Raw genomic sequence first — 22,550 nt, forward strand, 5'->3', positions numbered from 1 at the left:
CTTCAGGCCGGCTGGCCACACGCCGACCGGCTCCCGAAAGGACTCATCATGCGAGTAGTCGTCGCCTTGGGCGGCAACGCCCTGCAACGTCGTGGCGAAGCCATGACCGCCCAAAACCAACGCGCCAACGTGCAAGTGGCCGCCAAGCAGTTGGCCGCCGTCACCCGGCTCGGCCACAACCTGGTGATGTGCCACGGCAACGGCCCGCAGGTCGGCCTGCTCGGCCTGCAGAACGATGCCTACGCCCGTCACGTCGACGAGAAGGTCACCCCATACCCGCTTGACGTGCTCGGCGCGCAGACCGAAGGGATGATCGGCTACATGATCGAACAGGAGCTCGGCAACGAGCTGCCGTTCGAAGTGCCGCTGGCCACCATCCTCACCCAGACCGAAGTGGACGCCGCCGACCCGGCGTTCCAGAACCCGACCAAGTTCGTCGGCCCGGTGTACAGCAAGGAAGAAGCCGACCAACTGGCCGCCGAACACGGCTGGACCGTCAAGGCCGACGGCGACTACTTCCGCCGCGTGGTGCCCTCGCCGCGCCCGAAACGCATCTTCGAAATGCGCCCGATCAAGTGGATGATCGAGAAGGGCGCCGTGGTGATCGCCGCCGGCGGCGGCGGCATCCCGACCCTGTACCAGGGCGACAAGCTGGTCGGCGTCGAAGCGGTGATCGACAAGGACCTGGCCTCGGCGCTGCTGGCGCGCGAAGTGGAGGCGGACTACTTCGTGATCGCCACCGACGTGAAGACCGTGTTCGTCGGCTGGGGGACTCCGGAGGCGAAGGCGATCAAGCGAGTGCACCCGGACGAGATGGACAAGCTCGGCTTCGCGGCCGGCTCGATGGGGCCGAAGGTGGAAGCGGCGTGCGAGTTTGCACGGCTGACCGGTAAGCGCGCGGTGATCGGCGCGCTGGAGGATATCGAGGCGATCGTGAAGGGCGAGGCCGGCACGGTGATCAGCACCGAGGTGAATGGCATCGAGTGGTACTGAGCGGGGCGAGTGAAGCGTGAAGAAGAGGGCGGCCCGCGGGCCGCCTTTGGTGAGGGTGAAGGTTGGCCGAAGCCGATTCGACCAACCTTGAGCCGTCTTCGCGTGGTGGGTGAGCTCAGTCCAAGAGCCCGATCGCCGTCGGCGCATCGGCGGGGCTGACGGCGAGCTCCTCGAACTCGACGACGTTGTCGATCTCGGTGCCCATCGAGATATTAGTGACGCGCTCGAGGATGATTTCGATCACGACCGGCACCTTGAACTCGGCCATCCACTTCTCGGCCTGCTCGATCGCGGGGGCAATCTCCTCCGGCTTGTGTACGCGAATCGCCTTACAGCCCAGCCCTTGGACGACGGCGAGATGGTCGACGCCGTAGCCTTCCACTCCGGGCGCATTGATGTTCTCGAAGGCGAGCTGCACGCAGTAATCCATATTGAAGCCGCGCTGGGCTTGACGGATCAGCCCCAGGTAGGCGTTGTTCACGACGATGTGAATATACGGCAGATTGAACTGCGCACCGACAGCCAGCTCCTCGATCATGAACTGGAAGTCGTAGTCGCCCGACAGCGCGACGATTTTGCGGGCAGGGTCGGCAGCGCGCACGCCGAGCGCGGCGGGGATGGTCCAGCCTAGCGGACCGGCTTGGCCGCAATTGATCCAGTGGCGCGGCTTGAACACGTGCAGGAACTGCGCCGCGGCGATCTGCGACAGACCGATGGTGCTGACATAGCAGGTGTCCTTGCCGAAGGCGCTGTTCATGTCCTGGTAGACGCGCTGCGGCTTCATCGGCACGTCGTCGTAGTTGGTCTTGCGCAGCATGGTGCGCTTGCGCTCGCGGCATTGTGCGACCCAGTCACCGCGGTCCTTGAGCTTGCCGGCGCCGCGCCATTCGCTGGCCACGTCGACGAACAGCTGCAGCGCCGCCTTGGCGTCCGACACGATGCCGTAGTCGGGGCAGAACACTCGGCCGATCTGCGTCGGTTCGATGTCGACGTGCACGAAGCGACGCCCCTTGGTGTAGACGTCGACCGAGCCGGTGTGGCGGTTGGCCCAGCGGTTGCCGATGCCGAGCACGAAGTCGGATGCGAGCATTGTGGCATTGCCGTAACGGTGCGAGGTCTGCAGGCCGACCATGCCGACCATCAGCGGATGGTCGTCCGGAATCGTGCCCCAGCCCATCAGCGTCGGGATGACCGGCACGCCGGTAATCTCGGCGAACTCGACCAGGAGTTCGGGGGCGTCGGCGTTGATGATGCCCCCGCCGGCGACGATCAGCGGGCGCTCGGCCTCGTTCAACATCGTGAGCGCCTTCTCGATCTGGGCGCGGGTGGCCTGCGGCTTGTAGAGCGGCAGCGGCGAGTAGGTATCCGGGTCGAACTCGATTTCGGCCATTTGCACGTCGAACGGCAGGTCGATCAGCACCGGGCCCGGTCGGCCGGAGCGCATCAGCTGGAAGGCCTGCTGGAACACGCGCGGCACCAGCGCCGGTTCGCGCACGGTGATCGCCCATTTCGCTACCGGCTTGGCGATGGACTCGATGTCGACCGCCTGGAAGTCTTCCTTGTACAGCCGTGCGCGCGGCGCCTGGCCGGTGATGCACAGGATGGGAATGGAGTCGGCCGACGCGGAGTAGAGACCGGTGATCATGTCGGTGCCGGCCGGCCCGGAGGTGCCGATGCACACGCCGATATTGCCGGCGCGGGCCCGGGTATAGCCCTCCGCCATGTGCGAGGCACCCTCGACGTGACGGGCCAGTATGTGGTCGATGCTGCCGATTTTCTTCATCGCCGCGTATAGGGGGTTGATGGCGGCGCCGGGAATCCCGAATGCCAGTACGATGCCTTCGCGTTCCATCACCCGGACTGCCGCTTCGGCGGCGCTCATCTTGGCCATGGTGCTGTCTCCTGGATTAGTCCCCTCTTGTGTGAATGAATGCTGATATGCGGCTCCTTCCCGTGTGCTGCCGGTGCTTTGGCCTGCGTGGCCGGAACGGGGGGGGCTTGACGGTCGGGCGGGCTAGGTCCGTTTCATGCTCCGCATCAGCCCGGTGTAGATCAGCGCGCCGGCCGTCGCGCCGATAATCCAGCCAAAGTTGTTGGCGGGCAGCAGCTTCAACAGCTGCGTGCTGATTTCCCAGCCGACCGAGATCAGGCCGGATATCAGCAGCGCGATCAGCCCGCCCCGGTTCCAGCCGCCGTCGTAGTAGAAGCGCCCGGTCGGCGCCATGGTATAGAGTTCGGCCGTTTTCACGACCTGGCGCTTGACCAGGTAAAAGTCGGCCATCATCACGCCGTACAACGGTGCCAGCACGGCGCCGAAGATGCTGACGAAGATGTCGATCGCCTTCGGGCTTTCGACGAAGATCCATGGGCAGACCAGCACGGCGAGGATCGACGCGATCAGGCCGCCCTTCTTGAAGTCGACGTGCTTCGGGAACAGGTTGGCGATGTCGTACGCCGGCGAGACGAAGTTGGCGACGATGTTGATGCCCATCGTGGCGACGACGAAGGTGAGGCTACCGATCACCACCGCAAACTTGTTCTGGATCCGCGCGACGATCTCGACAGGGTCCATGATCATCGAGCCGAACACCTTGGCGCTGCCGGAAGTGACGATCACCGTGACGATCGCGAATACGATGAAGTTGACCGGCAGGCCGAGGAAGTTGCCCACCTTCATCTGATGCTCGCTCTTGGCGAAGCGCGCGAAGTCGCCGAAGTTGAGCAAGAGTGCGGCGAAGTAGCTGATCACCAGCAATACTGCGTCGCCCATGCCGAACCACTGCTCGCCGCCGGACAGGACCTTGCCACCCAGTGTCAGGTTAAGGCTGGAGAGGCCGGCCTGTGACAGGATCCAGCCCATCAGCACGAACATCACCACGTAGACAGCCGGGCCGCAGAAGTCGATGAAGCGGCGGATGGTCTCCATGCCGCGCTGGAAGATGATCAGCTGGAACAACCACATGAATAGGAAGCAGACCCAGCCGAGCCCGTCTAGGCGCAAGAAGCTCGCGTCGCGCAGCGCGATGGCGGACGGCACGAACAACAGCAGCAAGGTGGCGACCGCCTTCGACGCGAAATAGGTCTGCACGCCGTACCAGACGATGCCGACTATGCCGCGGATCAGCGCGGCCAGGTTCGCGCCCATCACGCCCATGCTGACCCGGGCCATCACCGGAAACGGGATGCCGTGAACCTGGCTTGGCTTGCCGACCCAATTGATCAGCACGTACACGCACAGGATGCCCACGGTCATCGCCAGCAGCACCTGCCAGCCGGAGATGCCGAGCAGGAATAGGCTGGCGGCGAAGGTGTAGCCGCCGACGCTGTGAACGTCGGACATCCACATCGCGAAGATGCTGTAGCCGGTCCAAGTGCGCTTGCTCATAGGCACCGGGGCGAGGTCGTGGTTGTAGAGGCGCGGATCGGCCGCTTCGATTTGTTCGTCGGGTTCTGGATGCGGTGCGTCGGCACCGAGTGGGGGTGAAAAGGACATGTTACCTCCCGGCTGCGATAGCCATTTAAAGCCGCGAACAAGACCCTTCCGGCGTTGTTGCGCTGCCTTGCCGTACTTCCTGTACTGTCTGCGGCAGCGTGCCTGGCCGGAACCGCTTCGCGGGCTGTTGTTAGCGGCTTTTAGCCCACTATAGAAAGCTTCGCCGTGAAGAAACCGGCAGGCTGCCAAGCGGGGAGTTCGACTTGGCGGGCGGCGGTCATCTGCTCTGGCAGTGGACGATACGGCAGCGGGTCTTTCCCTTCGGGCGGCATTTATCAGTAGCGGGTTACTGCCGCCAAAAGAGCAAGAGCAGGTACGGGATATGGCCGCTCGGTTCGACTCGGTCGATCTTCAGCTAGGTTTTGCAATGTACCTTGTAATGCAAGGTATCTGTTCATATACTGCAGCCGAGAGCCATCGCGTGGTTACTGCCGCCGTAGTGCCTTGCATTGCAAAGTAGAGGGGCGCCGCCGCGCCAGCCAAGGAAGGATGAGTGAAGACACAACTGAAAAAGGGCACGCTGGAGATGTGCGTCCTCGCGCTGCTGGCACGCGCCGACAGCTACGCCTACGAACTGGTCAGCCGGCTGGCCGACTGCATGGAGATCAGCGAGGGCACGATCTATCCGCTGATGCGCCGCTTGCAGGGTGAGGGCTGGGTGAGCACCTATCTGGTCGAATCGCCGAGCGGCCCGTCGCGCAAGTACTACGCACTGACCGAGGCCGGGCACGACAGTCTGGCCTCGATGCAGACCGAGTGGCAGGAGTTCGTCGCCGAGGTGAACAGTGTGCTGGTACCGCCGCAGGGGAGCGCGGCCGGGGCGATAAAACGGGACAATCCGCAGGGAGGCAACAAATGAATCAGCAGACATTCATGCGGCAGCTGGAGGCGGCGCTGGCCGGCCTGCCGGCGGCCGAACGGCAGGACATCCTCGCCGACTACGCCGAGTATTTCCGCGACGCGCTCGCCGATGGCCGTAGCGAAGAGGAGGTGGCAGCGTCGCTCGGCGACCCGCAGCGGCTCGCCCGCGAATTCCAGGCCAAGGCCAAGCTGCAGGCATGGGAGTCTCGCCGCTCGGTCGGCAACCTGTTCGGGGTGATCGGGGCGATGGCAGGGCTTGGCGTGCTCAACTTCGTGCTGGCGATCCCGTTCATGATCTACCTGGGCTTTCTGACGCTCGGCTTCGTGGTGTCGTGCAGCCTGCTGTTCGGCGGGGTGCTGCTGACTGGACTCTGGGCCAGCAACAGCCTGTTCGGCTGGCCGGCGATCGAGCCGGTGCTGTTCCACCACGGCAGCGGCGTGGCCTGGGTCGCCAGCACGTCCGACAGCGCGCGGCCGCTGGTCAATATCCAGGGCGGGCAGGGCGACCGCGTGGTGATACACCGCGACGCGGCGACCGGTGCCACGCGCATCGAGGCGTCCGGCGCCGACGGTGCAGTGCGGCTGGAGCGTAGCGCCGATGGCTCGATCAGCCGCCTGCAGCTCACCGGTGACGACGGCGTGGTCGAGCTGCAGGGGCTGGAGGGCTTGCCCGACCTGCCCGACCGTTCGGTCCTGCTGGTGACAGGTCTGGCGCTGCTGCTGGCCGGCGGGGTTGGCCTTGCGATCGCGGTGGTGCTGGTGAGGGCGACCTGGCGAGGCCTGGCACGCTTCGGTCGTTATCAGTTGTCGCTGCTGTCGGGCGAGCGCAAAGAGGCAGTGCGCGTCTGAGGCACAAGGTCGGCGGGACCGTTCGTCGGCGTGCCGTCGCGCCGAGGCATGACGTGGCGGCATGGTACCGCGGTATGGCTTGACATGAAGCTAAAACCGGCTTGCCATTCGGCCGGCCAGCCACGATAATCCGCGCAACATGCAGGAGAGAGCCGCTTTCCCCCGAAGGAATGGGCGGCCGCCGAAGGCGCAAGCGCACCCGCAATCGCTCAGGCAAAAGGACTGTATGGGACACGGTGGCCGATCGGCCCACCGACCAAACTCTGGAGAGCGGCGCGTGCCAGACACGGCGCCCACCGAAGGGGCTAAGGGTGGCAACGCCATCCGAAAATCTCAGGTGTCCGGGACAGAGGGGTGTGTAGTGAGGGAATTGCACACACTGGCTGCCAAGGATCCGCCCCGATGACACAAGCACCCCGCCGTACCCCGCTGTACCAATCCCATATCGACGCCGGCGCCAAGATGGTCGAATTCGCCGGCTGGTCGATGCCGATCCATTACGGCTCCCAGCTGAAAGAACACGAAGTCGTGCGTGCCGATGCCGGCATGTTCGACGTCTCGCACATGGTGGTGATCGACATCACCGGTGCCGATGCGCGCGACTGGCTGCGCAGCCTGTTGGCCAACGACGTGGCCAAGCTCGGCTTCGTCGGCAAGGCGCTGTACTCCGGCATGCTCAACGAGCAGGGCGGCGTGATCGACGACCTGATCGTCTACCTGGCCGAAACCGGCTACCGCATGGTGGTGAACGCCGGCACCCGTGAAAAGGACATCGCTTGGTTGAAGAAGACCAGCGAAGGCCGCGACGTGACGCTGACCGTGCGCGACGACTTGGCGATGCTGGCGGTGCAGGGCCCGAACGCGATCGACAAGGTCTGTGCGGTGAAACCGGACTGGGCCGAGCAGATCCGCGGCCTCAAGGTGTTCCAGGGCCTGCCGTTTGGCGAGTGGTTCGTCGCCCGCACCGGCTACACCGGCGAGGACGGCCTGGAAATCATGGTGCCGGCCGCCGAAGCACCGGCCTTCTTCACCGCGCTGATCGGCGCCGGCGTGACCCCGACGGGCCTGGGCGCCCGCGACACGCTGCGCCTCGAGGCCGGCATGAACCTGTACGGCCACGACATGGACGAGAGCATCTCGCCGCTGGAAGCCGGCATGGGCTGGACGGTGGCGTGGGAACCGGCGGAGCGCGACTTCATCGGCCGTAAGGCGCTGGAAGCGCAAAAGGTCGCCGGCGTGGCGATGAAGCAGGTCGGCCTGGTGATGGAAAGTCGCGGCGTGCTGCGCGAAGGCATGCGCGTCGTCGTCGACGGGATCGGCGAAGGTGTGATCACCAGCGGCACCTTCTCGCCGACGCTGAAGCTATCGATCGCGATCGCCCGCGTGCCCAAGGCCACCGCCGATGTCGCGGCGGTCGATCTGCGTGGTACGCTGACGCTGGTGCGTGTCGTCAAGCTGCCGTTCGTGCGTAACGGCAAAAAAGTCTACGAATAATCCCGATTGAACCTTGGCTCGGCCGGACCGCGTATTCGGCCGGACCGTTCCGTCATCCTGAGAGAGAAACTACCCATGAGCCAGATTCCTGCCGAACTGAAATACGTCGAAAGCCATGAATGGCTGCGCCTTGAAACCGACGGTACCGTGACCGTTGGCATCACCGACCACGCCCAAGAGCTGCTCGGCGACGTGGTGTTCGTAGAGCTGCCGAAGGTCGGCGCCACCCTCGCCCGTGACGAGCAGGCTGGCGTGGTCGAGTCGGTGAAGGCCGCCTCCGACGTGTACTCTCCGATCGCCGGTGAAGTGGTCGCCGTCAACGAAGGCCTGGAAGCCGAGCCGGAGCAGGCCAACACCGCGCCGTACGCCGAGGGCTGGTTCTTCAAGATCAAGCCGGCCAACGTCGCCGACCTGGACGGCCTGATGACTGCCGAAGCTTACGCCAAGGAAATCGGCGCCTAAGCCTGACCCCGTCAAACGCCCTGTGTCCGCACGGGGCGTTTTGCCATTAAGCATTAGCTGGACGCACGCACCATGACGCTCTCTGAACTGTTTAATCACAACGAATTCGTGTCGCGCCACATCGGCATCGACGATGCCGACGCGGCTGCGATGCTGGCTGAACTGGGCCTGAAAACCCGTGCCGAGCTGGTCGACCAGACCCTGCCGGCCGATATCCGCTTCAACCAGAAGCTGGCGCTGCCGGACGCGCTGTCCGAGATCGAGTCGCTCGCCAAGCTGCGCGCGATCTCCAAGAAAAACGTCATCAACAAGTCGTTCATCGGCCTCGGTTACCACCCGACCCGCCTGCCGACGGTGATCCTGCGCAATGTGCTGGAAAACCCGGGCTGGTACACCGCCTACACTCCGTACCAGGCCGAGATCGCCCAGGGTCGCCTGGAGGCGCTGCTGAACTTCCAGCAAATGATCATCGACCTGACCGGCCTCGACGTCGCCAACGCGTCGATGCTCGACGAGGCAACCGCCGCTGCCGAAGCGATGGCGATGGCACGCCGCGTGTCCAAGTCGAAGTCCAACCAGTTCTTCGTCGACAGCCGCGTGCTGCCGCAGACGCTCGACGTGATCAAGACCCGCGCCGCGCACTTCGGCTTCGAGCTGGTGCTCGGCCATCCGGAAGAGGCCGGCAACGCCGACTACTTCGGCGCGATCTTCCAGTACCCGGGCGAAGCCGGCGACCTGATCGACCTGACCCCGCACATCGCCGCGGCGAAGGCGCGCGGCGCGGTGAGCATCGTCGCCGCTGACATCATGGCGATGGTGCTGTTGAAATCGCCGGCCGAGATGGGCGCCGAAATCGCGGTGGGCCTGTCGCAGCGCTTCGGCGTGCCGATGGGCTTCGGCGGCCCGCACGCTGCCTACTTCGCGTTCAAGGACGAAATGAAGCGCTCGGCACCGGGCCGCATCATCGGCGTGTCGGTCGACGCCAAGGGCCGTCCGGCGCTGCGCATGGCGCTGCAGACCCGCGAGCAGCACATCCGCCGCGAGAAGGCCAACTCGAACATCTGCACCTCGCAGGTACTGCTGGCCAACATCGCCGGCTTCTACGCCGTCTACCACGGTGCTGCCGGCGTGACACGCATCGCCGAGCGTATCCATCGTCTCGCCGCGCTGTTTGCGCACGCGATGAAGAGTGCCGGCTTCATGCTGGCATCCCACTGCTTCTTCGACACGGTGCAGGTCGAGCTGGGCGCGAAGGTCGACAAGGTGTACAGCGACGCCCTCGCCGCCGGCTACAACCTGCGCAAGGCCGACGGCAGCGTGCTTGGCGTCTCGTTCCACGAGCAGGCCACCGAGGAAGACCTGATCAAGCTGATCGAGCTGTTCACCGGTACTGCGCCCAACCTGCAGGCGCTGGACGAGTCGGTACGCGACGATGCTTATCTCGCCGGCCTGCGCCGCGAGAGCGCGATCCTGACGCACCCGGTGTTCAACACGCACCATAGCGAGCACGAGATGCTGCGCTATCTGAAGAAACTCGAGAACAAGGACCTGGCGCTGAATCACTCGATGATCTCGCTGGGCAGCTGCACGATGAAGCTGAACGCCACCAGCGAGATGCTGCCGATCACCTGGCGCGAGTTCGCCGAGATCCACCCGTTCGCACCGCGCGAGCAGACCGCCGGCTACCTCGAGATGATCGAGGGCCTCGCCGAGCAGCTGAAGGCGATCACCGGCTTCGACGCGATCTCTATGCAGCCGAACTCCGGCGCGCAGGGCGAGTACGCCGGTCTCCTGGCGATCCGCCGCTACCACGACAGCCGCGGCGACACCCAGCGCGACATCTGCCTGATCCCGCGTTCGGCGCACGGCACCAACCCGGCCACCGCGCAGATGATGGGCATGAAGGTGGTCGTGGTCGACTGCGACGACGCCGGCAACATCGACGTCGCCGACCTGAAGGCGAAGACCGAGGAGCACGCTCAGGACCTCGCCGCACTGATGCTGACCTACCCGTCGACGCACGGCGTATTCGAGGAAGCGGTGCGCGAGATCTGTGAACTGGTGCATAGCCACGGCGGCCAGGTCTACATGGACGGCGCCAACCTGAACGCCCAGGTCGGCCTGTGCCGTCCGGCCGACATCGGCGCCGACGTGTCGCACATGAACCTGCACAAGACCTTCTGCATCCCGCACGGCGGCGGCGGGCCGGGCATGGGCCCGATCGGCCTGAAGGCGCATCTGGCTCCGTTCATGGCGAACCACGTGGTCGCTTCGGTGCCGGGCGCGCAGCCGGGCGAGGGTGCCGTATCGGCTGCACCGTTCGGCTCGGCATCGATCCTGCCGATCCCGTGGATGTACATCACGATGATGGGCGCGGACGGCATGCGCGAGGCGACCGAAGCGGCGCTGTTGAACGCCAACTACGTCGCCACCAAGCTTTCCGGCCACTATCCGGTGCTGTACACCGGCAAGAACGGCCGTGTCGCCCACGAGTGCATCATCGACCTGCGTCCGCTGAAGGCCGCGTCGGGCATCACCGAGGTCGACATCGCCAAGCGTCTGATGGACTACGGCTTCCACGCGCCGACGATGAGCTTCCCGGTGCCGGGCACGCTGATGATCGAACCGACCGAGTCCGAGTCGAAGGTCGAGCTCGATCGCTTCATCGCCGCGATGATCGCGATCCGCGAGGAAGTCGCCAAGGTCGAGCAGGGCATCTGGCCGGCCGAAGACAACCCGCTGAAGAACGCACCGCACGTCCAGGCCGACGTGATCGGCGAATGGGTCCACCCGTACAGTCGCGAGGAAGCGGTGTTCCCGCTGCCGTACGTGGCCGAGAACAAGTTCTGGCCGTCGGTGAACCGTATCGACGACGTGTACGGCGACCGTCACCTGGTGTGCAGCTGCCCGAGCGTCGACGCGTATCTGTAAGCGCGCATTCGGTCTCACGCTCAACGGCTCCCTTCGGGGAGCCGTTTTTTTATGGTCGCATTGTGGCAGGCGAAACGGGGAGGTAGAGTCGGTCGCCTGATGAAATGAAGAGGGGGCAGAGAGATGAGCAGCGCAAGCGTCAACATCGTCGGGGCCGGCCGGCTCGGGCAGAGCCTGGGCCGGCTCCTGGCCGACTCGGGGTGCTACCGGATCGCCGGCGTGCTGTCGGCGCACCCGGAGTCGTCGGCGCGGGCGGTGGCGTTCATCGGGCAGGGCGAGGCGGTCGGGACCCTGGCGGCGCTGCCGGCGGCGGACTATACGCTGTTGTCTGTGCCGGACGGCGCAATCGCCGGCTTGGCCGAGGTGTTGGCGTGCGAGGCGCGCTTCGAGGCGAATGCGCTGGTGTTTCATGCCAGCGGTGCCGGCGAACTCGATCTGCTGGCGCCGTTGGCCGAGTGCGGCATTGCCGTCGGCTGCCTGCACCCGGCCTATTCCTTTGCCGAGCCGGCACGGGCGGTCGCCGGTTTTGTCGGCACGCCGTGTGCGCTCGATGGCGACGAGGTGGTCTGTGCGCGGCTGGCGGCGCTGGCAACGGCGATCGGCGGCCGGCCGTTCCGGTTGGCTGCGGGTGGCAAGGCCGCCTACCATGCGGCGCTGTCGGTGGCATCTAATTACCTGGTGACGCTGACCGAACTGGCCGGACAGCTGGCGCGGCAGGCGGGCGTGCCGGATGAGAATGTCGCCGGCCTGATCGGCCCCCTGATGCGCCAGACATTGGAGAATGCGCTGATGCTGGGGCCGGCCGCGGCGCTGACCGGCCCGATCGTGCGCGGCGACGCCGGCACGGTGGCGCGGCACCTGGCGGTGCTGCCCGACGATGCGCAGGCGGCATACCGGCGCCTAGGCGAGCGCACCGTCACGCTCGCTGCAGGGCGACTCGATGCGGCGCAGCGAGGAGCGCTGCTGGCTATGCTGCGGGATTGAGGTGGACCGGCCGAACCGGCGAGGATTCGGCCAATCATTGGGTGCTCAGCGCGTCGTTACGTTGAACACCTGGCGCAGGTAGGCGAGGAAGGTCTCGTCGCTGCACATTATCTTGCCCGGGCTGTCCGGCAGCTTGGCGACCGGCTGGCCGTTGCAGCTGACCAGCTTCATCACGATCTGCAGCGCTTCCACGCCCATGTCGTTGCTCAGGTTGGTGCCGATGCCGAAGCTGGTCTGGATCCGGCCGTCGAAGTGGCGGAACAGCTCGATCGCCTTGTCGATGTCGAGGCCGTCGCCGAAGGTCAGCATCTTGGTCGCCGGATCGATGCGCAGCGCCTTGTAGTGGCGGATCGCCTTTTCGCCCCAGTCGAACGGATCGCCGCTGTCGTGGCGCAGGCCGTCGAACAGCTTGGCGAAATACAGGTCGAAGTCGCGCAGGAACGCGTCCATGCCGACCACGTCGGTCAGCGCAATGCCTAGGTCGCCGCGGTATTCCTGCACCCATGCTTCCAGTGCGGCCTTCTGGAAGTCGCGTAGCCGCACGCCGAGCCCCTGGAATGCCTGCAGGAACTCGTGCGCCATCGTGCCGATTGGTATAACGCCGAGTTTCCAGGCCAGATAGACGTTGCTGGTGCCGCGGAAGATGGCTGGTACCGCGGCATTGAGCTCGCCGACCAGTTGGTGGTGCCAGTCGCGGCTGAAGCGGCGGCGGGTGCCGAAGTCGGCGAGCAGCAGCGGTCCGTCGTGGTGGTGGCTCTGCTCCGCCTCGAACTTGAGCAGGCGGGCGATCTTCTCGGTGAGGCGGCGCTGCCCTTCCTGCAGCATTTCCGGTGTCGACAGCCGCTGGAAATACAGTTCGTTGACGATCGCCAGCACGAAGATCTCGAAGAACATCGCCTGCACCAGCGGTCCCTTCACCCGGATGTCCAGTCCACCGTCGGCGGCGATCTCGGTGGTGATGAAGCGGCGCTGCAGGTGGAACAGTTCCAGATAGTCGACGAAGTCGGCCCTGATGTAGCGCAGCGAGCGCAGGTAATTGAGCTCTTCTTGGCTGAAGCTCAACTGACAGAGCAGGTCGAGCTGTTCGTCCAGTTCCTCCTTCAGTTCGCCCAGCGGGTAGAGCGGGGTGTTGCGGCACTTGAACTCGTATTCGCCCCAGGCGGCGGGGAACTGGTGCAACACCACCTGCAGCATGGTGAACTTGTATAGGTCTGTGTCGAGCAGCGAGGTGATGATATGGCGATGGAGGGTCTTCATCGCCTGATTATATGCCTATGAAGGAGGACTGCCGTCGGCAAATGCCGACGGCAGCTATATCAGAGTCTGATCGATCATGCCGGCGCTAAGCGGCGCGCTCAGCCGGCGTACAGCACGAAGATGGCCGGCCGCTTGTGAAAGTCTGGCGCCGGGTTCGGCCAGTTGGCGATGCGGCGGCTGACGATGGTCTGGCTCGGCAGGTTCAGATCGCAGGCGACCGCCAGCCGGGTACTCGGCGACAGCACCTCGCGGCACTGCGCCAGCAGCGCATTGTTGCGGTACGGCGTCTCGATAAACAGCTGGGTCTCGTTTTCCTGGCGCGAGCGTGCCTCCAGGGCCTTCAGCACCTTGGCGCGTTCGGCGGCATCCACCGGCAGGTAGCCTTTGAAGGCGAAGGTCTGGCCGTTGGCGCCGGACGCCATCAGCGCCAGCAGAATCGACGAGGGGCCGATCAGCGGCTGCACCCGGTAGCCGCGCTCGTGCGCCAGCGCCACCAGCTGCGCCCCCGGATCGGCCACTGCCGGACAGCCGGCCTCTGACACCAGGCCGACATCGTGCCCTTCGGCCAACGGTGCCAGCAGCGCAGCCACGTCGGCCGGCGGCGTGTGCTCGTTCAGCGTGCTCATCGTCAATTCGCGGATCGGTGTGGTCACGCCGAGCGCCTTCAGGTGGCGGCGTGCGGTCTTCTCGGCCTCGACGACGAAGTGGGTGATATGCAACACCTGGGCGCGCTCGGCCTCGGGCAGCCAGGCCACGCTCTCGTCGCCAAGCGGTGTCGGGATCAGAAACAGGGTACCGGCCATTACAGAATCTCCACGCCTTCGTTGTTCAGCATCGTGATCAGCGCAAACAGCGGCAGGCCGATCAGCGCGTTCGGGTCGGTTGATTCGATCTTCTCGATCAGTGCGCCTCCCAGCCCTTCGCTCTTGGCTGCACCAGCACAGTGGATCGCGTCCGGTTCCAGCTCGAAATAGCGGGTGATCTGCGCATCGGTCAGCACCCGCAGGGTGACATGGGTGAGGTCGACCGCTTCCTGCAGATGGCCGGTCGCACTGTTATATAAGGCCAGCGCGGTGTGGAACGTGACGGTGCGTCCGCTCATCCACTTGAGCATCGCGATGCCGTTCTCGACCGTCCCGGGTTTGCCGATCTGTTGGTCGTCGAGCAATGCCACCTGGTCCGAACCGATGATCAGCGCGTCCGGATGGCGTGCGGCCAGCGACTGCGCCTTGACGCGGGCGAGGCGTACCGCGGTGGCGAGCGCCGATTCGCCGGCCAGCGGCGTTTCGTCGCAGACCGGCGCCACCGCTTCGAATGGCAGCGGCAGGCGGGCGAGGATTTCGCGCCGGAAGCGCGAGGTGGAAGCGAGAACGAGCGGCATGGGTGAGGGCTTGATTCTTTTGACAAAAACAGGCGGCGGATTATATCATCCGTCGTTTATGTCTAACCCGATTTTGATTGATCCCGTCGCGTTCGCCCGCGAAGGTCGTACTCGCACCGGCAAAATTGCCGTGGCCGAGCTCGATCCGCGCGTGCACGACAGCCTGGCCGACACGAGCGGCGAGGCCGAATTCGTGCTGGTAGGCAGCGTGGACAGGCTCCGGCGCCCGCACCTCACGCTCACGGTCAATGTGACCCTGAACGTGCCGTGTCAGCGCTGTCTCGAAGCGATGACGGAAACGCTCTCGACGCGTGCCGACGTTGTGCTGTTTTTCGATCAGGAAAAACTCGAGGCAGCCGCGACCGAGGACGAAGAGCTGGACGCCATCCTGGCCGAGCCGGAAATGGACGTGATCGCGCTGATCGAAGACGAAATCATCATGGGCTTGCCGTTTGCCCCGAAACACGAGGTATGCGGCACGGAAGCTCTTGAGCGCGCCAAGAACGACAAACCCAATCCGTTTGCCGTGCTGGCCAAGCTGAAGAAATCCGCGTCCGAGTAACCCGTTTTACTGAATTTTTCAGGAGTCGACCATGGCTGTTCAACAGAACAAAAAGTCCCCGTCCAAGCGCGGCATGCACCGTGCCCACGATTTTCTCACCGCTCCGGCCCTGGCCAAAGAGCCGACCACTGGTGAAGCTCACCTGCGCCACCACGTTAGCCCGAACGGTTTCTACCGTGGCCGCAAAGTGGTGAAGGCCAAGGGCGAGTAATCGCACCTTAGCCACCACTTTTACGTAACAAACCAAACCTTCCAAAACAACAGGTAGGTTCACTACCGCAGGTGTTGATGACTATCACCGTAGCGGTCGATGCCATGGGCGGTGACGTTGGCCTCAAGGTCACCGTCCCGGCATCCATCCGATTCCTCCAAGACACTCCCCACGTCCATCTGATCCTGGTCGGCGACGAAGTCGCAATCCAGGAGGAACTCGTGCGTCTGCGCGCACCGCAGGAACGCATTCGCGTGCAAGCCGCGTCCGAGGTGGTGGGCATGGACGAAGCGCCGCAGTCGGCGCTGAAGAACAAAAAAGACTCGTCGATGCGCGTGGCGATCAACCTCGTCAAAGAGGGCCAGGCGCAGGCTGCGGTGTCGGCCGGCAATACCGGCGCGTTGATGGCGACCGCCCGCTTCGTGCTCAAGACGATCCCGGGCATTGATCGCCCGGCCATCGCGAAGCTGATGCCGAACATGAAGGGGCTCAGTTGCGTGCTCGACCTGGGCGCCAACGTCGACAGTAGCCCCGAGCAGCTGTTGCAGTTCGGCATCATGGGTGCCGAACTGGTGTCCTGCGTGCTGGGCAAGACCAATCCCACGGTCGGCCTGCTCAACATCGGTTCGGAAGACATCAAGGGCAACGAGACGGCCAAGCAGGCCGCCGAGCTCTTCAAAGAATCCGAACTCAATTTCCACGGCAATGTCGAAGGTAACGATATCTACAAGGGTACCGTCGATGTTATCGTGACTGACGGTTTTACCGGCAATGTGGCGCTGAAGGCCTCCGAGGGGCTGGCCAAGATGATTGCCACCTTCCTGCGCGAAGAATTTACCCGCAGCTGGTGGACCCGGTTGTGTGCGCTGGCCGCGATGCCGGTGCTCAACCGCTTCCGCGAGCGCGCCGACACCCGCCGCTACAACGGCGCAAGCCTGCTGGGCTTGCGCGGCATCGTGGTGAAGAGCCACGGCGGGGCTGACGTGACAGGATTCCGTTTTGCGCTGGCGCAGGCTTACGAGGAAGCCAGCTCCAATGTGATTGGTAATATTGCTGACCGGGTTGCCGACCAACTCCAAAATCTCAAGCGGCCCGAGTCCAGTTCAACCGAGTAAGACACCTATGGCCTACTCTCGCATTCTCGGCACCGGCAGCTACCTGCCTGAGACCGTGCTGACCAACGCGCAGCTTGCCGAGCGCGTCGATACCAGCGACGAGTGGATCGTCAGCCGCACCGGCATCCATTCGCGCCACGTTGCTGCCGATAACGAGCTGACCAGCGACCTGGCGGTGCGCGCCGCGCGCGCGGCGATGCAGAATGCCGGTGTGACGCCGGACGAGATCGATATGATCATCGTCGCCACCACCACCCCGGACATGCAGTTTCCGAGCACCGCCTGCATTGTGCAGGAAAAGCTCGGCATCCCGAACTGTGCTGCGTTCGACGTGCAGGCGGTGTGCGCCGGCTTCGTCTACGCGCTGGCGACCGCCAACGGCCACATCCTCAGTGGTGTTGCCAATAAGGTGCTGGTGATCGGGGCCGAGGTGATGACGCGCATTCTCGACTGGGAAGACCGCCGCACCTGCGTGCTGTTCGGCGACGGCGCCGGCGCCGTTGTGCTGGGCGCCTCCGACGAGCCGGGCCTCATCCGCTCCAAGCTCGCCGCCGACGGCCGTCACCAGCATATCCTGAACACACCGGCGCAGATCGCCGGTGGCAAGATTCAGGGTATCCCCTATCTGCACATGGACGGCCCGGCGGTGTTCAAGTTCGCCGTCAAGGCGCTGTCCGACATCGCCACCAAGACGCTGGCCGAGGCCGGCCTCGACAAGAGCGAGCTCGACTGGCTGGTGCCTCATCAGGCCAACGTGCGCATCATCGAGTCGACCGCCAAGCACCTTGGGTTGCCGATGGAGCGCGTGGTCGTGACGCTGCCCGAGCAGGGCAACACCTCGGCCGCATCGATCCCGCTCGCCTTCGACGCCGCCGTGCGCGACGGCCGCATCAAGCGAGGCCAGACCGTGATGCTCGAGGGCATCGGCGGCGGCATGACTTGGGGCGCGGTGCTGTTGCGCTTCTGATCTTTACCGATTGATTCTTCCACCTGACACGTCGTCCGCCGGCTTTTGCCTGGTGGGCGGCGTGTCGTGGTATCTTGCTGCCGATTGCCAACAAGGAGACACCTGATGGCGTTTGCCTTTTTCTTTCCAGGCCAGGGTTCGCAAAGCCTCAACATGATGGACGGCTTTGACGGCTTGGCCGTGGTTCGCGACACCTTCACCGAAGCGTCCGATGCGCTCGGCGACGATTTGTGGGCGATGCTCAAGGCCGACTCGGCCGATGCGATCAACGCCACCGTCAACACCCAGCCGCTGATGCTCGCCGCCGGCGTCGCTACTTGGCGTGCCTGGCTGGCAGAGGGCGGCGCCAAGCCTGCCGTGCTGGCCGGCCACAGCCTGGGCGAATACACCGCACTGGTGGCTGCCGACGCGCTCGGCTTTGCCGATGCGGTGCGTCTGGTGCGCTTGCGTGCCCAGGCGATGCAGGACGCGGTGCCGGCAGGCACCGGCGCGATGGCCGCCATCCTTAACCTGTCCGACGACGATATCCGCGCCGCCTGCGCCGAAGCCGCGCAGGGCGAGGTGGTGGAGCCGGTCAACTTCAACTCGCCGGGCCAGGTGGTGATCGCCGGCGCGAAAGGCGCGGTCGAGCGCGCGATGCAGCTTTGCAAGGCCAAGGGGGCCAAGCGTGCGCTGCCGTTGCCGGTGTCGGTGCCGTCGCACTGCGCACTGATGAAGCCGGCCGCCGACAAGCTGGCCGCTGCGCTCGCCGCTGTCTCGATCAACGCTCCGGCAATCCCAGTGCTGCACAATGCCGATGTGGCGAGTTACAGCGATGCGGCGCAGATCCGCGACGCGCTGACCCGCCAGCTGTACAGCCCGGTGCGCTGGACCGAGACGGTGCAGAAGCTCGCCGCCGATGGCATCCGCCTGGGCGCCGAGTGCGGCCCGGGCAAGGTGCTCGCTGGCCTTGCCAAGCGCATCGACGCCGAGTTCAAGGCCTTCGCGCTGACCGATGCGGCCGCGCTGGCCGCCGCGCGCTCCGAACTGGTCTGACCCCGATTCGCCGGTCCGGCCGTGACGCCGGACCGGCCCTGTTTTCAAGGAATGAGCATGTCTTTGCAAGGTAAAGTGGCGCTGGTGACCGGCGCCTCGCGCGGCATCGGTGCCGCGATCGCCGAACAGCTGGCCGCCGAGGGCGCGATCGTCATCGGCACCGCCACGTCCGAGTCGGGCGCGGCCGCAATCGGCGAGCGTCTGGTTGCCCAGGGGGGCGCCGGCCGTGTGCTGAACGTCACCGAAGAAGGCGCGATCGACGCGCTGATCGAGTCGGTGGAGAAGGAATTCGGCCCGATCGCCGTGCTGGTCAACAATGCCGGCATCACCCGCGACACGCTGCTGATGCGCATGAAGGACGAGGACTGGGACGCGATCATGGACACCAATCTGAAGTCGGTGTTCAAGGCTTCCAAGGCCGTGCTGCGCAGCATGATGAAGGCGCGTTTCGGCCGCATCATCAACATCGCTTCGGTGGTCGGCGTGACGGGCAACCCCGGCCAGACCAACTACGCGGCCGCCAAGGCCGGCATCATCGGTTTCACCAAGTCGATGGCGCGCGAAGTGGGCAGTCGCAACATCACCGTCAACTGCGTCGCGCCGGGCTTCATCGACACCGACATGACCCGTGCGCTGCCGGAAACGCAGCGCGAGGCGCTGGTGCAACAGATCGCGCTGGGCCGCCTGGGTGAGGCGAAGGACATCGCCGACGCGGTGGTGTTCCTTGCGTCCGATCGTGCCAACTACGTGACCGGTCAGACCCTGCATATCAACGGCGGCATGTTGATGCCATAATCGGGCCGCCCAATGCGGCCCCGTCGCCGCGCTGATATTAGGTAGGCTGCTCTAATTTTTTTTAGTACAATTGTCGGGTTTGAATATCCCGCACACAGAAAGGTACAGGGTTATCCATGGAAAACATCGAACAGCGCGTCAAGAAGATCGTCGCCGAACAACTGGGCGTGAACGAAGCCGAAGTGAAGAACGAATCTTCGTTCGTCGACGATCTGGGCGCGGACTCGCTCGATACCGTTGAGCTGGTGATGGCACTGGAAGAAGAGTTCGAGTGCGAGATCCCGGATGAAGATGCGGAAAAAATCACTTCCGTTCAGCAAGCTATCGACTACGTGTCGGCTCACCTGAACAAGTAAGCTTCTTGTCATCTGAAGGGACCTCTGCACGGAAGCGCCTAGCGCTTTTCGCAGGGGTCCTTTTTGTTATTAGTAGCGCCGAAACGGCCGTTTGAATGTCTGCAAGATTGTCACAATCGGGTGTTACCGTTTCGAATCATCGGGAGGCGCCTCCCGCCTTCACGGAGAAAGTCCCGTGTCCAAACGACGAGTAGTAGTAACCGGCCTCGGCCATGTGTCCCCGGTTGGCAACGACGTTGCCAGCGGCTGGGCGAATCTGCTCGCCGGCAAGTCCGGCATCGCCACCATCACCCGCTTCGACGCCGGCGACCTGGCGTGCCAGATCGCCGGTGAGGTGAAAGATTTCAATATCGGCGACTATCTGGCGCCGAAGGAGGCACGTCGTATGGACGTGTTCATCCACTACGGCATCGCTGCCGCACTGCAGGCGATCGCCGACGCCGGCCTCGACGACATTCCGAACCTCGACAAGACCCGTGTCGGCGTCAACATCGGCTCCGGCATCGGCGGCTTGCCGCTGATCGAGGAGACCGGCGTCGACCTGATCAACGGCGGCCCGCGCAAGATCGGCCCGTTCTTTATTCCGGGTTCGCTGATCAACCTGATCGCCGGCCATGTAACGATCATGAAGGGCTATCAGGGCCCGTCGTACGGCATCGTGTCGGCGTGCACCACCGGTGCGCACTGCATCGGCGACGCTGCGCGCAACATCATGTACGGCGACACCGACATCATGATCGCCGGTGGTGCCGAGGGCGCGATCTCGCGTCTGGGTATCGGCGGCTTTGCCGCGATGAAGGCGCTGTCGACCCGTAACGACGACCCGGCCACCGCTTCCCGCCCGTGGGACAAGGGCCGCGACGGCTTCGTGATGGGCGAGGGCGCCGGTGTGCTGGTACTGGAAGAGTACGAACATGCCAAGAAGCGCGGCGCGACCATCTATGCCGAACTCGCCGGCTTCGGCATGAGCTCGGATGCCCACCACATCACCGCTCCGAGCGCAGAAGGCCCGGCACGCGGCGTGACCAACGCGCTGCGTGACGCCGGCATCAACGCCGATGAAGTGGACTATGTGAACGCACACGGCACCTCGACTCCGCTCGGCGATGCCAACGAAACCAACGCGCTGAAACTGGCGTTTGGCGAGCATGCCAGGAAGCTGGTAGTGAACTCGACCAAGTCGATGACTGGCCACCTGCTCGGCGGCGCCGGCGGCGTGGAGGCGGTGTACTCGGTGCTGTCGCTGCACAACCAGGTGTCCCCGCCGACCATCAACCTGAACGAACAGGACATCGAAGGCGGCTGCGACCTCGATTACGTGGCCAACACAGCGCGCGAGATGAACATCCGCGTGGCGATCTCCAACTCGTTCGGCTTCGGCGGCACCAACGGCACGCTGGTATTCAAGCAGGTCTGATTCCGTCGGTTCCGCGTTGACACCCGAAACCGCTGCGTTACACTCGCAGCGGTTTTCTTTTTGCTACAACGGTTTCGGCCAACCCGGGCCGTTCTCATGGCGCCATCATGTTCTGTCAGCCTCTCGCCTCGATTCCCGACCTGTTGGCGCTCCATGCCGCCGACCGCGTCCGTTTCCCCTACCTGCTGCAGTCGTCCGGCGATACCGGCTGGGACCTGCTGCTGGCCCTGCCGCGCGAGCGCCGCGTCTACCAGGCCGGTGACGAAGCGGCGTTTCTCGCCGATCTGGCCGCGCTGCCGCGCGAGGACGTCGCCAATCCGCACGGTTTGCCGTTCACCGGCGGCTGGTTCGTCTACCTCGGCTACGACCTGCTGTCGGCCTTCGAGCCAACCGTGCCGGCGGCGCTGCCGGACAGCTTCCCGATCGCCGCCCTCTCCAGGGTGCCGGCCGCCGTGCTGGTCGACCGCGAGAAGCAGCAGGCCTGGCTGATGGCCGAGAGCGAGGCGGAACGGGTCGAACTGGCGCGCAGCGTCGAGCATGTCCCGCCGTTCCAGCCGCAGCCGGTGGCACTGGCCGCGCTCGAGGAGGATCCGCCGGAGTGGTACACCGACGCGGTGGTGCGGCTCAAGCGCTACATCTACGAGGGCGATGTGTTCCAGGTGAATATATCGCGCGGCTGGCGTGCGACCTTGGCCGACGGCATCGCCGCGCCGGACCTGTTCGCCGCGCTGCGCCGCGCCAACCCGGCACCGTTCTCGGCCTTGGCAGACCTGGGCGACGCGCAGATCGTCAGCTCCTCGCCGGAGCGACTGGTGCGAGTGCGCGACGGCTGGGCCGATACCCGGCCGATCGCCGGCACCCATCCGCGCTCGACCGATCCGGACGAGGACGCCGCGCTGAAACAGCGGCTGATCAGCAGCATCAAGGAGCGTGCCGAGCACGTGATGCTGATCGACCTGGAGCGCAACGACCTGGGCCGCATCTCGCAGCCGGGCACGGTGGAGGTGAACGAGCTGATGGCAGTGGCGAGCTATGCCTACGTGCACCACATCGAGTCGAATGTGCGAGGGCGCCTGCGAGACGACGTCGACACCGTCCAGGTGTTCCGCGCGCTGTTCCCCGGCGGCACCATCACCGGCTGCCCGAAGGTGCGCACCATGCAGATCATCCGCGAGCTGGAGAACAGCGCGCGGCGCGCCTACACCGGCACGCTTGGCTACCTCAACCGTGACGGCACAATGGACAGCAATATCCTGATCCGCACCTTCATGCAGGAGGGCAGCCGGCTGCGCTTCCGCACCGGCGGCGGCATCGTCGCCGACTCCGATCCGGAACGGGAACTGCAGGAGACCCGCCACAAGGTGCGCGGGCTGTTGCGCGCGCTCGG

21 protein-coding genes and 2 riboswitches are annotated in these 22,550 nt (G+C 64.9%); of the genes, 16 read left to right on the top strand and 5 right to left on the bottom strand.

The features are described 5' to 3' along the window. The first annotated feature begins 48 nt into the window (after window positions 1-48). Window positions 49-993 (top strand): carbamate kinase, encoded by a 945-nt coding sequence (arcC, locus tag QU481_RS11495; protein WP_289830144.1) that lies wholly within the window; start codon window positions 49-51, stop codon window positions 991-993. A gap of 115 nt (window positions 994-1,108) precedes the next feature. Here arcC and gcl read toward each other — a convergent pair whose 3' ends face one another. Both gcl and QU481_RS11505 read right to left on the bottom strand, forming a co-directional pair. Beyond that, window positions 1,109-2,884, bottom strand: a complete 1,776-nt coding sequence (gcl, locus tag QU481_RS11500; protein WP_289830146.1) for a glyoxylate carboligase — start codon at window positions 2,882-2,884, stop codon at window positions 1,109-1,111. 123 nt (window positions 2,885-3,007) lie between these two features. Continuing rightward, complete coding sequence (locus QU481_RS11505) at window positions 3,008-4,486, bottom strand: NCS1 family nucleobase:cation symporter-1 (RefSeq protein ID WP_289830147.1); 1,479 nt, start codon at window positions 4,484-4,486, stop codon at window positions 3,008-3,010. A 493-nt stretch (window positions 4,487-4,979) separates the two neighbouring features. Here QU481_RS11505 and QU481_RS11510 point away from each other — a divergent pair, with 493 nt between their 5' ends. The 6 genes from QU481_RS11510 to QU481_RS11535 all read left to right on the top strand — a co-directional run bounded on the left by QU481_RS11510 (window position 4,980) and on the right by QU481_RS11535 (window position 12,067). Continuing rightward, on the top strand, window positions 4,980-5,345 hold the full coding sequence (locus tag QU481_RS11510; protein ID WP_289830148.1) for a PadR family transcriptional regulator: 366 nt from the start codon (window positions 4,980-4,982) through the stop codon (window positions 5,343-5,345). Next, window positions 5,342-6,196: a DUF1700 domain-containing protein gene (locus QU481_RS11515; protein ID WP_289830149.1), complete on the top strand. Its 855-nt coding sequence runs from the start codon at window positions 5,342-5,344 to the stop codon at window positions 6,194-6,196. The genes QU481_RS11510 and QU481_RS11515 overlap by 4 nt, the downstream gene beginning before the upstream one ends. Window positions 6,197-6,328: 132 nt before the next feature. Then, window positions 6,329-6,431: riboswitch (glycine riboswitch) on the top strand. A gap of 18 nt (window positions 6,432-6,449) precedes the next feature. Further along, window positions 6,450-6,556, top strand: a riboswitch (glycine riboswitch). 42 nt (window positions 6,557-6,598) lie between these two features. Then, window positions 6,599-7,690, top strand: coding sequence for a glycine cleavage system aminomethyltransferase GcvT (gcvT, locus tag QU481_RS11520; RefSeq protein ID WP_289830150.1), 1,092 nt, complete (start codon window positions 6,599-6,601; stop codon window positions 7,688-7,690). 75 nt (window positions 7,691-7,765) lie between these two features. Next, window positions 7,766-8,152: a glycine cleavage system protein GcvH gene (gene gcvH, locus QU481_RS11525; RefSeq protein ID WP_289830152.1), complete on the top strand. Its 387-nt coding sequence runs from the start codon at window positions 7,766-7,768 to the stop codon at window positions 8,150-8,152. Window positions 8,153-8,224: 72 nt separating this feature from the next. Further along, window positions 8,225-11,083, top strand: coding sequence for an aminomethyl-transferring glycine dehydrogenase (gene gcvP, locus QU481_RS11530; RefSeq protein WP_289830153.1), 2,859 nt, complete (start codon window positions 8,225-8,227; stop codon window positions 11,081-11,083). A gap of 123 nt (window positions 11,084-11,206) precedes the next feature. Beyond that, on the top strand, window positions 11,207-12,067 hold the full coding sequence (locus tag QU481_RS11535; protein ID WP_289830154.1) for a Rossmann-like and DUF2520 domain-containing protein: 861 nt from the start codon (window positions 11,207-11,209) through the stop codon (window positions 12,065-12,067). Between the two features lie 45 nt (window positions 12,068-12,112). Here QU481_RS11535 and pncB read toward each other — a convergent pair whose 3' ends face one another. From pncB to QU481_RS11550, 3 genes are all read right to left on the bottom strand, one after another. After that, a complete protein-coding gene (gene pncB / locus QU481_RS11540) occupies window positions 12,113-13,324 on the bottom strand; it encodes a nicotinate phosphoribosyltransferase (protein ID WP_289830155.1) in 1,212 nt (403 codons plus the stop codon). A gap of 98 nt (window positions 13,325-13,422) precedes the next feature. Continuing rightward, complete coding sequence (locus tag QU481_RS11545) at window positions 13,423-14,127, bottom strand: SAM-dependent methyltransferase (RefSeq protein ID WP_289830156.1); 705 nt, start codon at window positions 14,125-14,127, stop codon at window positions 13,423-13,425. Then, window positions 14,127-14,705, bottom strand: a complete 579-nt coding sequence (locus tag QU481_RS11550; protein ID WP_289830158.1) for a Maf family protein — start codon at window positions 14,703-14,705, stop codon at window positions 14,127-14,129. Before QU481_RS11550 ends, QU481_RS11545 begins: the two co-directional genes overlap by 1 nt. Between QU481_RS11550 and QU481_RS11555 the strand changes: the two genes are divergently transcribed. The 9 genes from QU481_RS11555 to QU481_RS11595 form a co-directional block, all read left to right on the top strand. Beyond that, window positions 14,704-15,267, top strand: coding sequence for a YceD family protein (locus QU481_RS11555; RefSeq protein ID WP_289830159.1), 564 nt, complete (start codon window positions 14,704-14,706; stop codon window positions 15,265-15,267). The genes QU481_RS11550 and QU481_RS11555 overlap by 2 nt on opposite strands. A 31-nt stretch (window positions 15,268-15,298) precedes the next feature. Beyond that, a complete protein-coding gene (gene rpmF / locus QU481_RS11560) occupies window positions 15,299-15,478 on the top strand; it encodes a 50S ribosomal protein L32 (protein WP_289830160.1) in 180 nt (59 codons plus the stop codon). A 77-nt stretch (window positions 15,479-15,555) separates the two neighbouring features. Beyond that, complete coding sequence (gene plsX / locus QU481_RS11565) at window positions 15,556-16,593, top strand: phosphate acyltransferase PlsX (RefSeq protein ID WP_289830161.1); 1,038 nt, start codon at window positions 15,556-15,558, stop codon at window positions 16,591-16,593. 7 nt (window positions 16,594-16,600) lie between these two features. Further along, window positions 16,601-17,560: a beta-ketoacyl-ACP synthase III gene (locus QU481_RS11570; RefSeq protein WP_289830162.1), complete on the top strand. Its 960-nt coding sequence runs from the start codon at window positions 16,601-16,603 to the stop codon at window positions 17,558-17,560. Window positions 17,561-17,665: 105 nt separating this feature from the next. Next, entirely contained in the window at window positions 17,666-18,595 is a 930-nt protein-coding gene (fabD, locus tag QU481_RS11575; protein ID WP_289830163.1) for an ACP S-malonyltransferase, read from the top strand. 51 nt (window positions 18,596-18,646) lie between these two features. Further along, complete coding sequence (fabG, locus tag QU481_RS11580; RefSeq protein ID WP_435382734.1) at window positions 18,647-19,390, top strand: 3-oxoacyl-ACP reductase FabG; 744 nt, start codon at window positions 18,647-18,649, stop codon at window positions 19,388-19,390. 116 nt (window positions 19,391-19,506) lie between these two features. After that, window positions 19,507-19,746: an acyl carrier protein gene (gene acpP / locus QU481_RS11585; protein WP_289830165.1), complete on the top strand. Its 240-nt coding sequence runs from the start codon at window positions 19,507-19,509 to the stop codon at window positions 19,744-19,746. Between the two features lie 175 nt (window positions 19,747-19,921). Continuing rightward, window positions 19,922-21,163 carry a beta-ketoacyl-ACP synthase II gene (gene fabF, locus QU481_RS11590; RefSeq protein ID WP_289830166.1) on the top strand — a complete coding sequence of 414 codons (1,242 nt, stop codon included), beginning with the start codon at window positions 19,922-19,924 and terminating at the stop codon, window positions 21,161-21,163. Window positions 21,164-21,270: 107 nt separating this feature from the next. Then, on the top strand, window positions 21,271-22,550 hold a 1,280-nt coding region (locus QU481_RS11595; protein ID WP_289830167.1), incomplete at its 3' end, for an aminodeoxychorismate synthase component I.

It is taken from the genome of Crenobacter oryzisoli (genome assembly GCF_030385785.1).
Taxonomy (GTDB): domain Bacteria; phylum Pseudomonadota; class Gammaproteobacteria; order Burkholderiales; family Chromobacteriaceae; genus Crenobacter_A; species Crenobacter_A oryzisoli.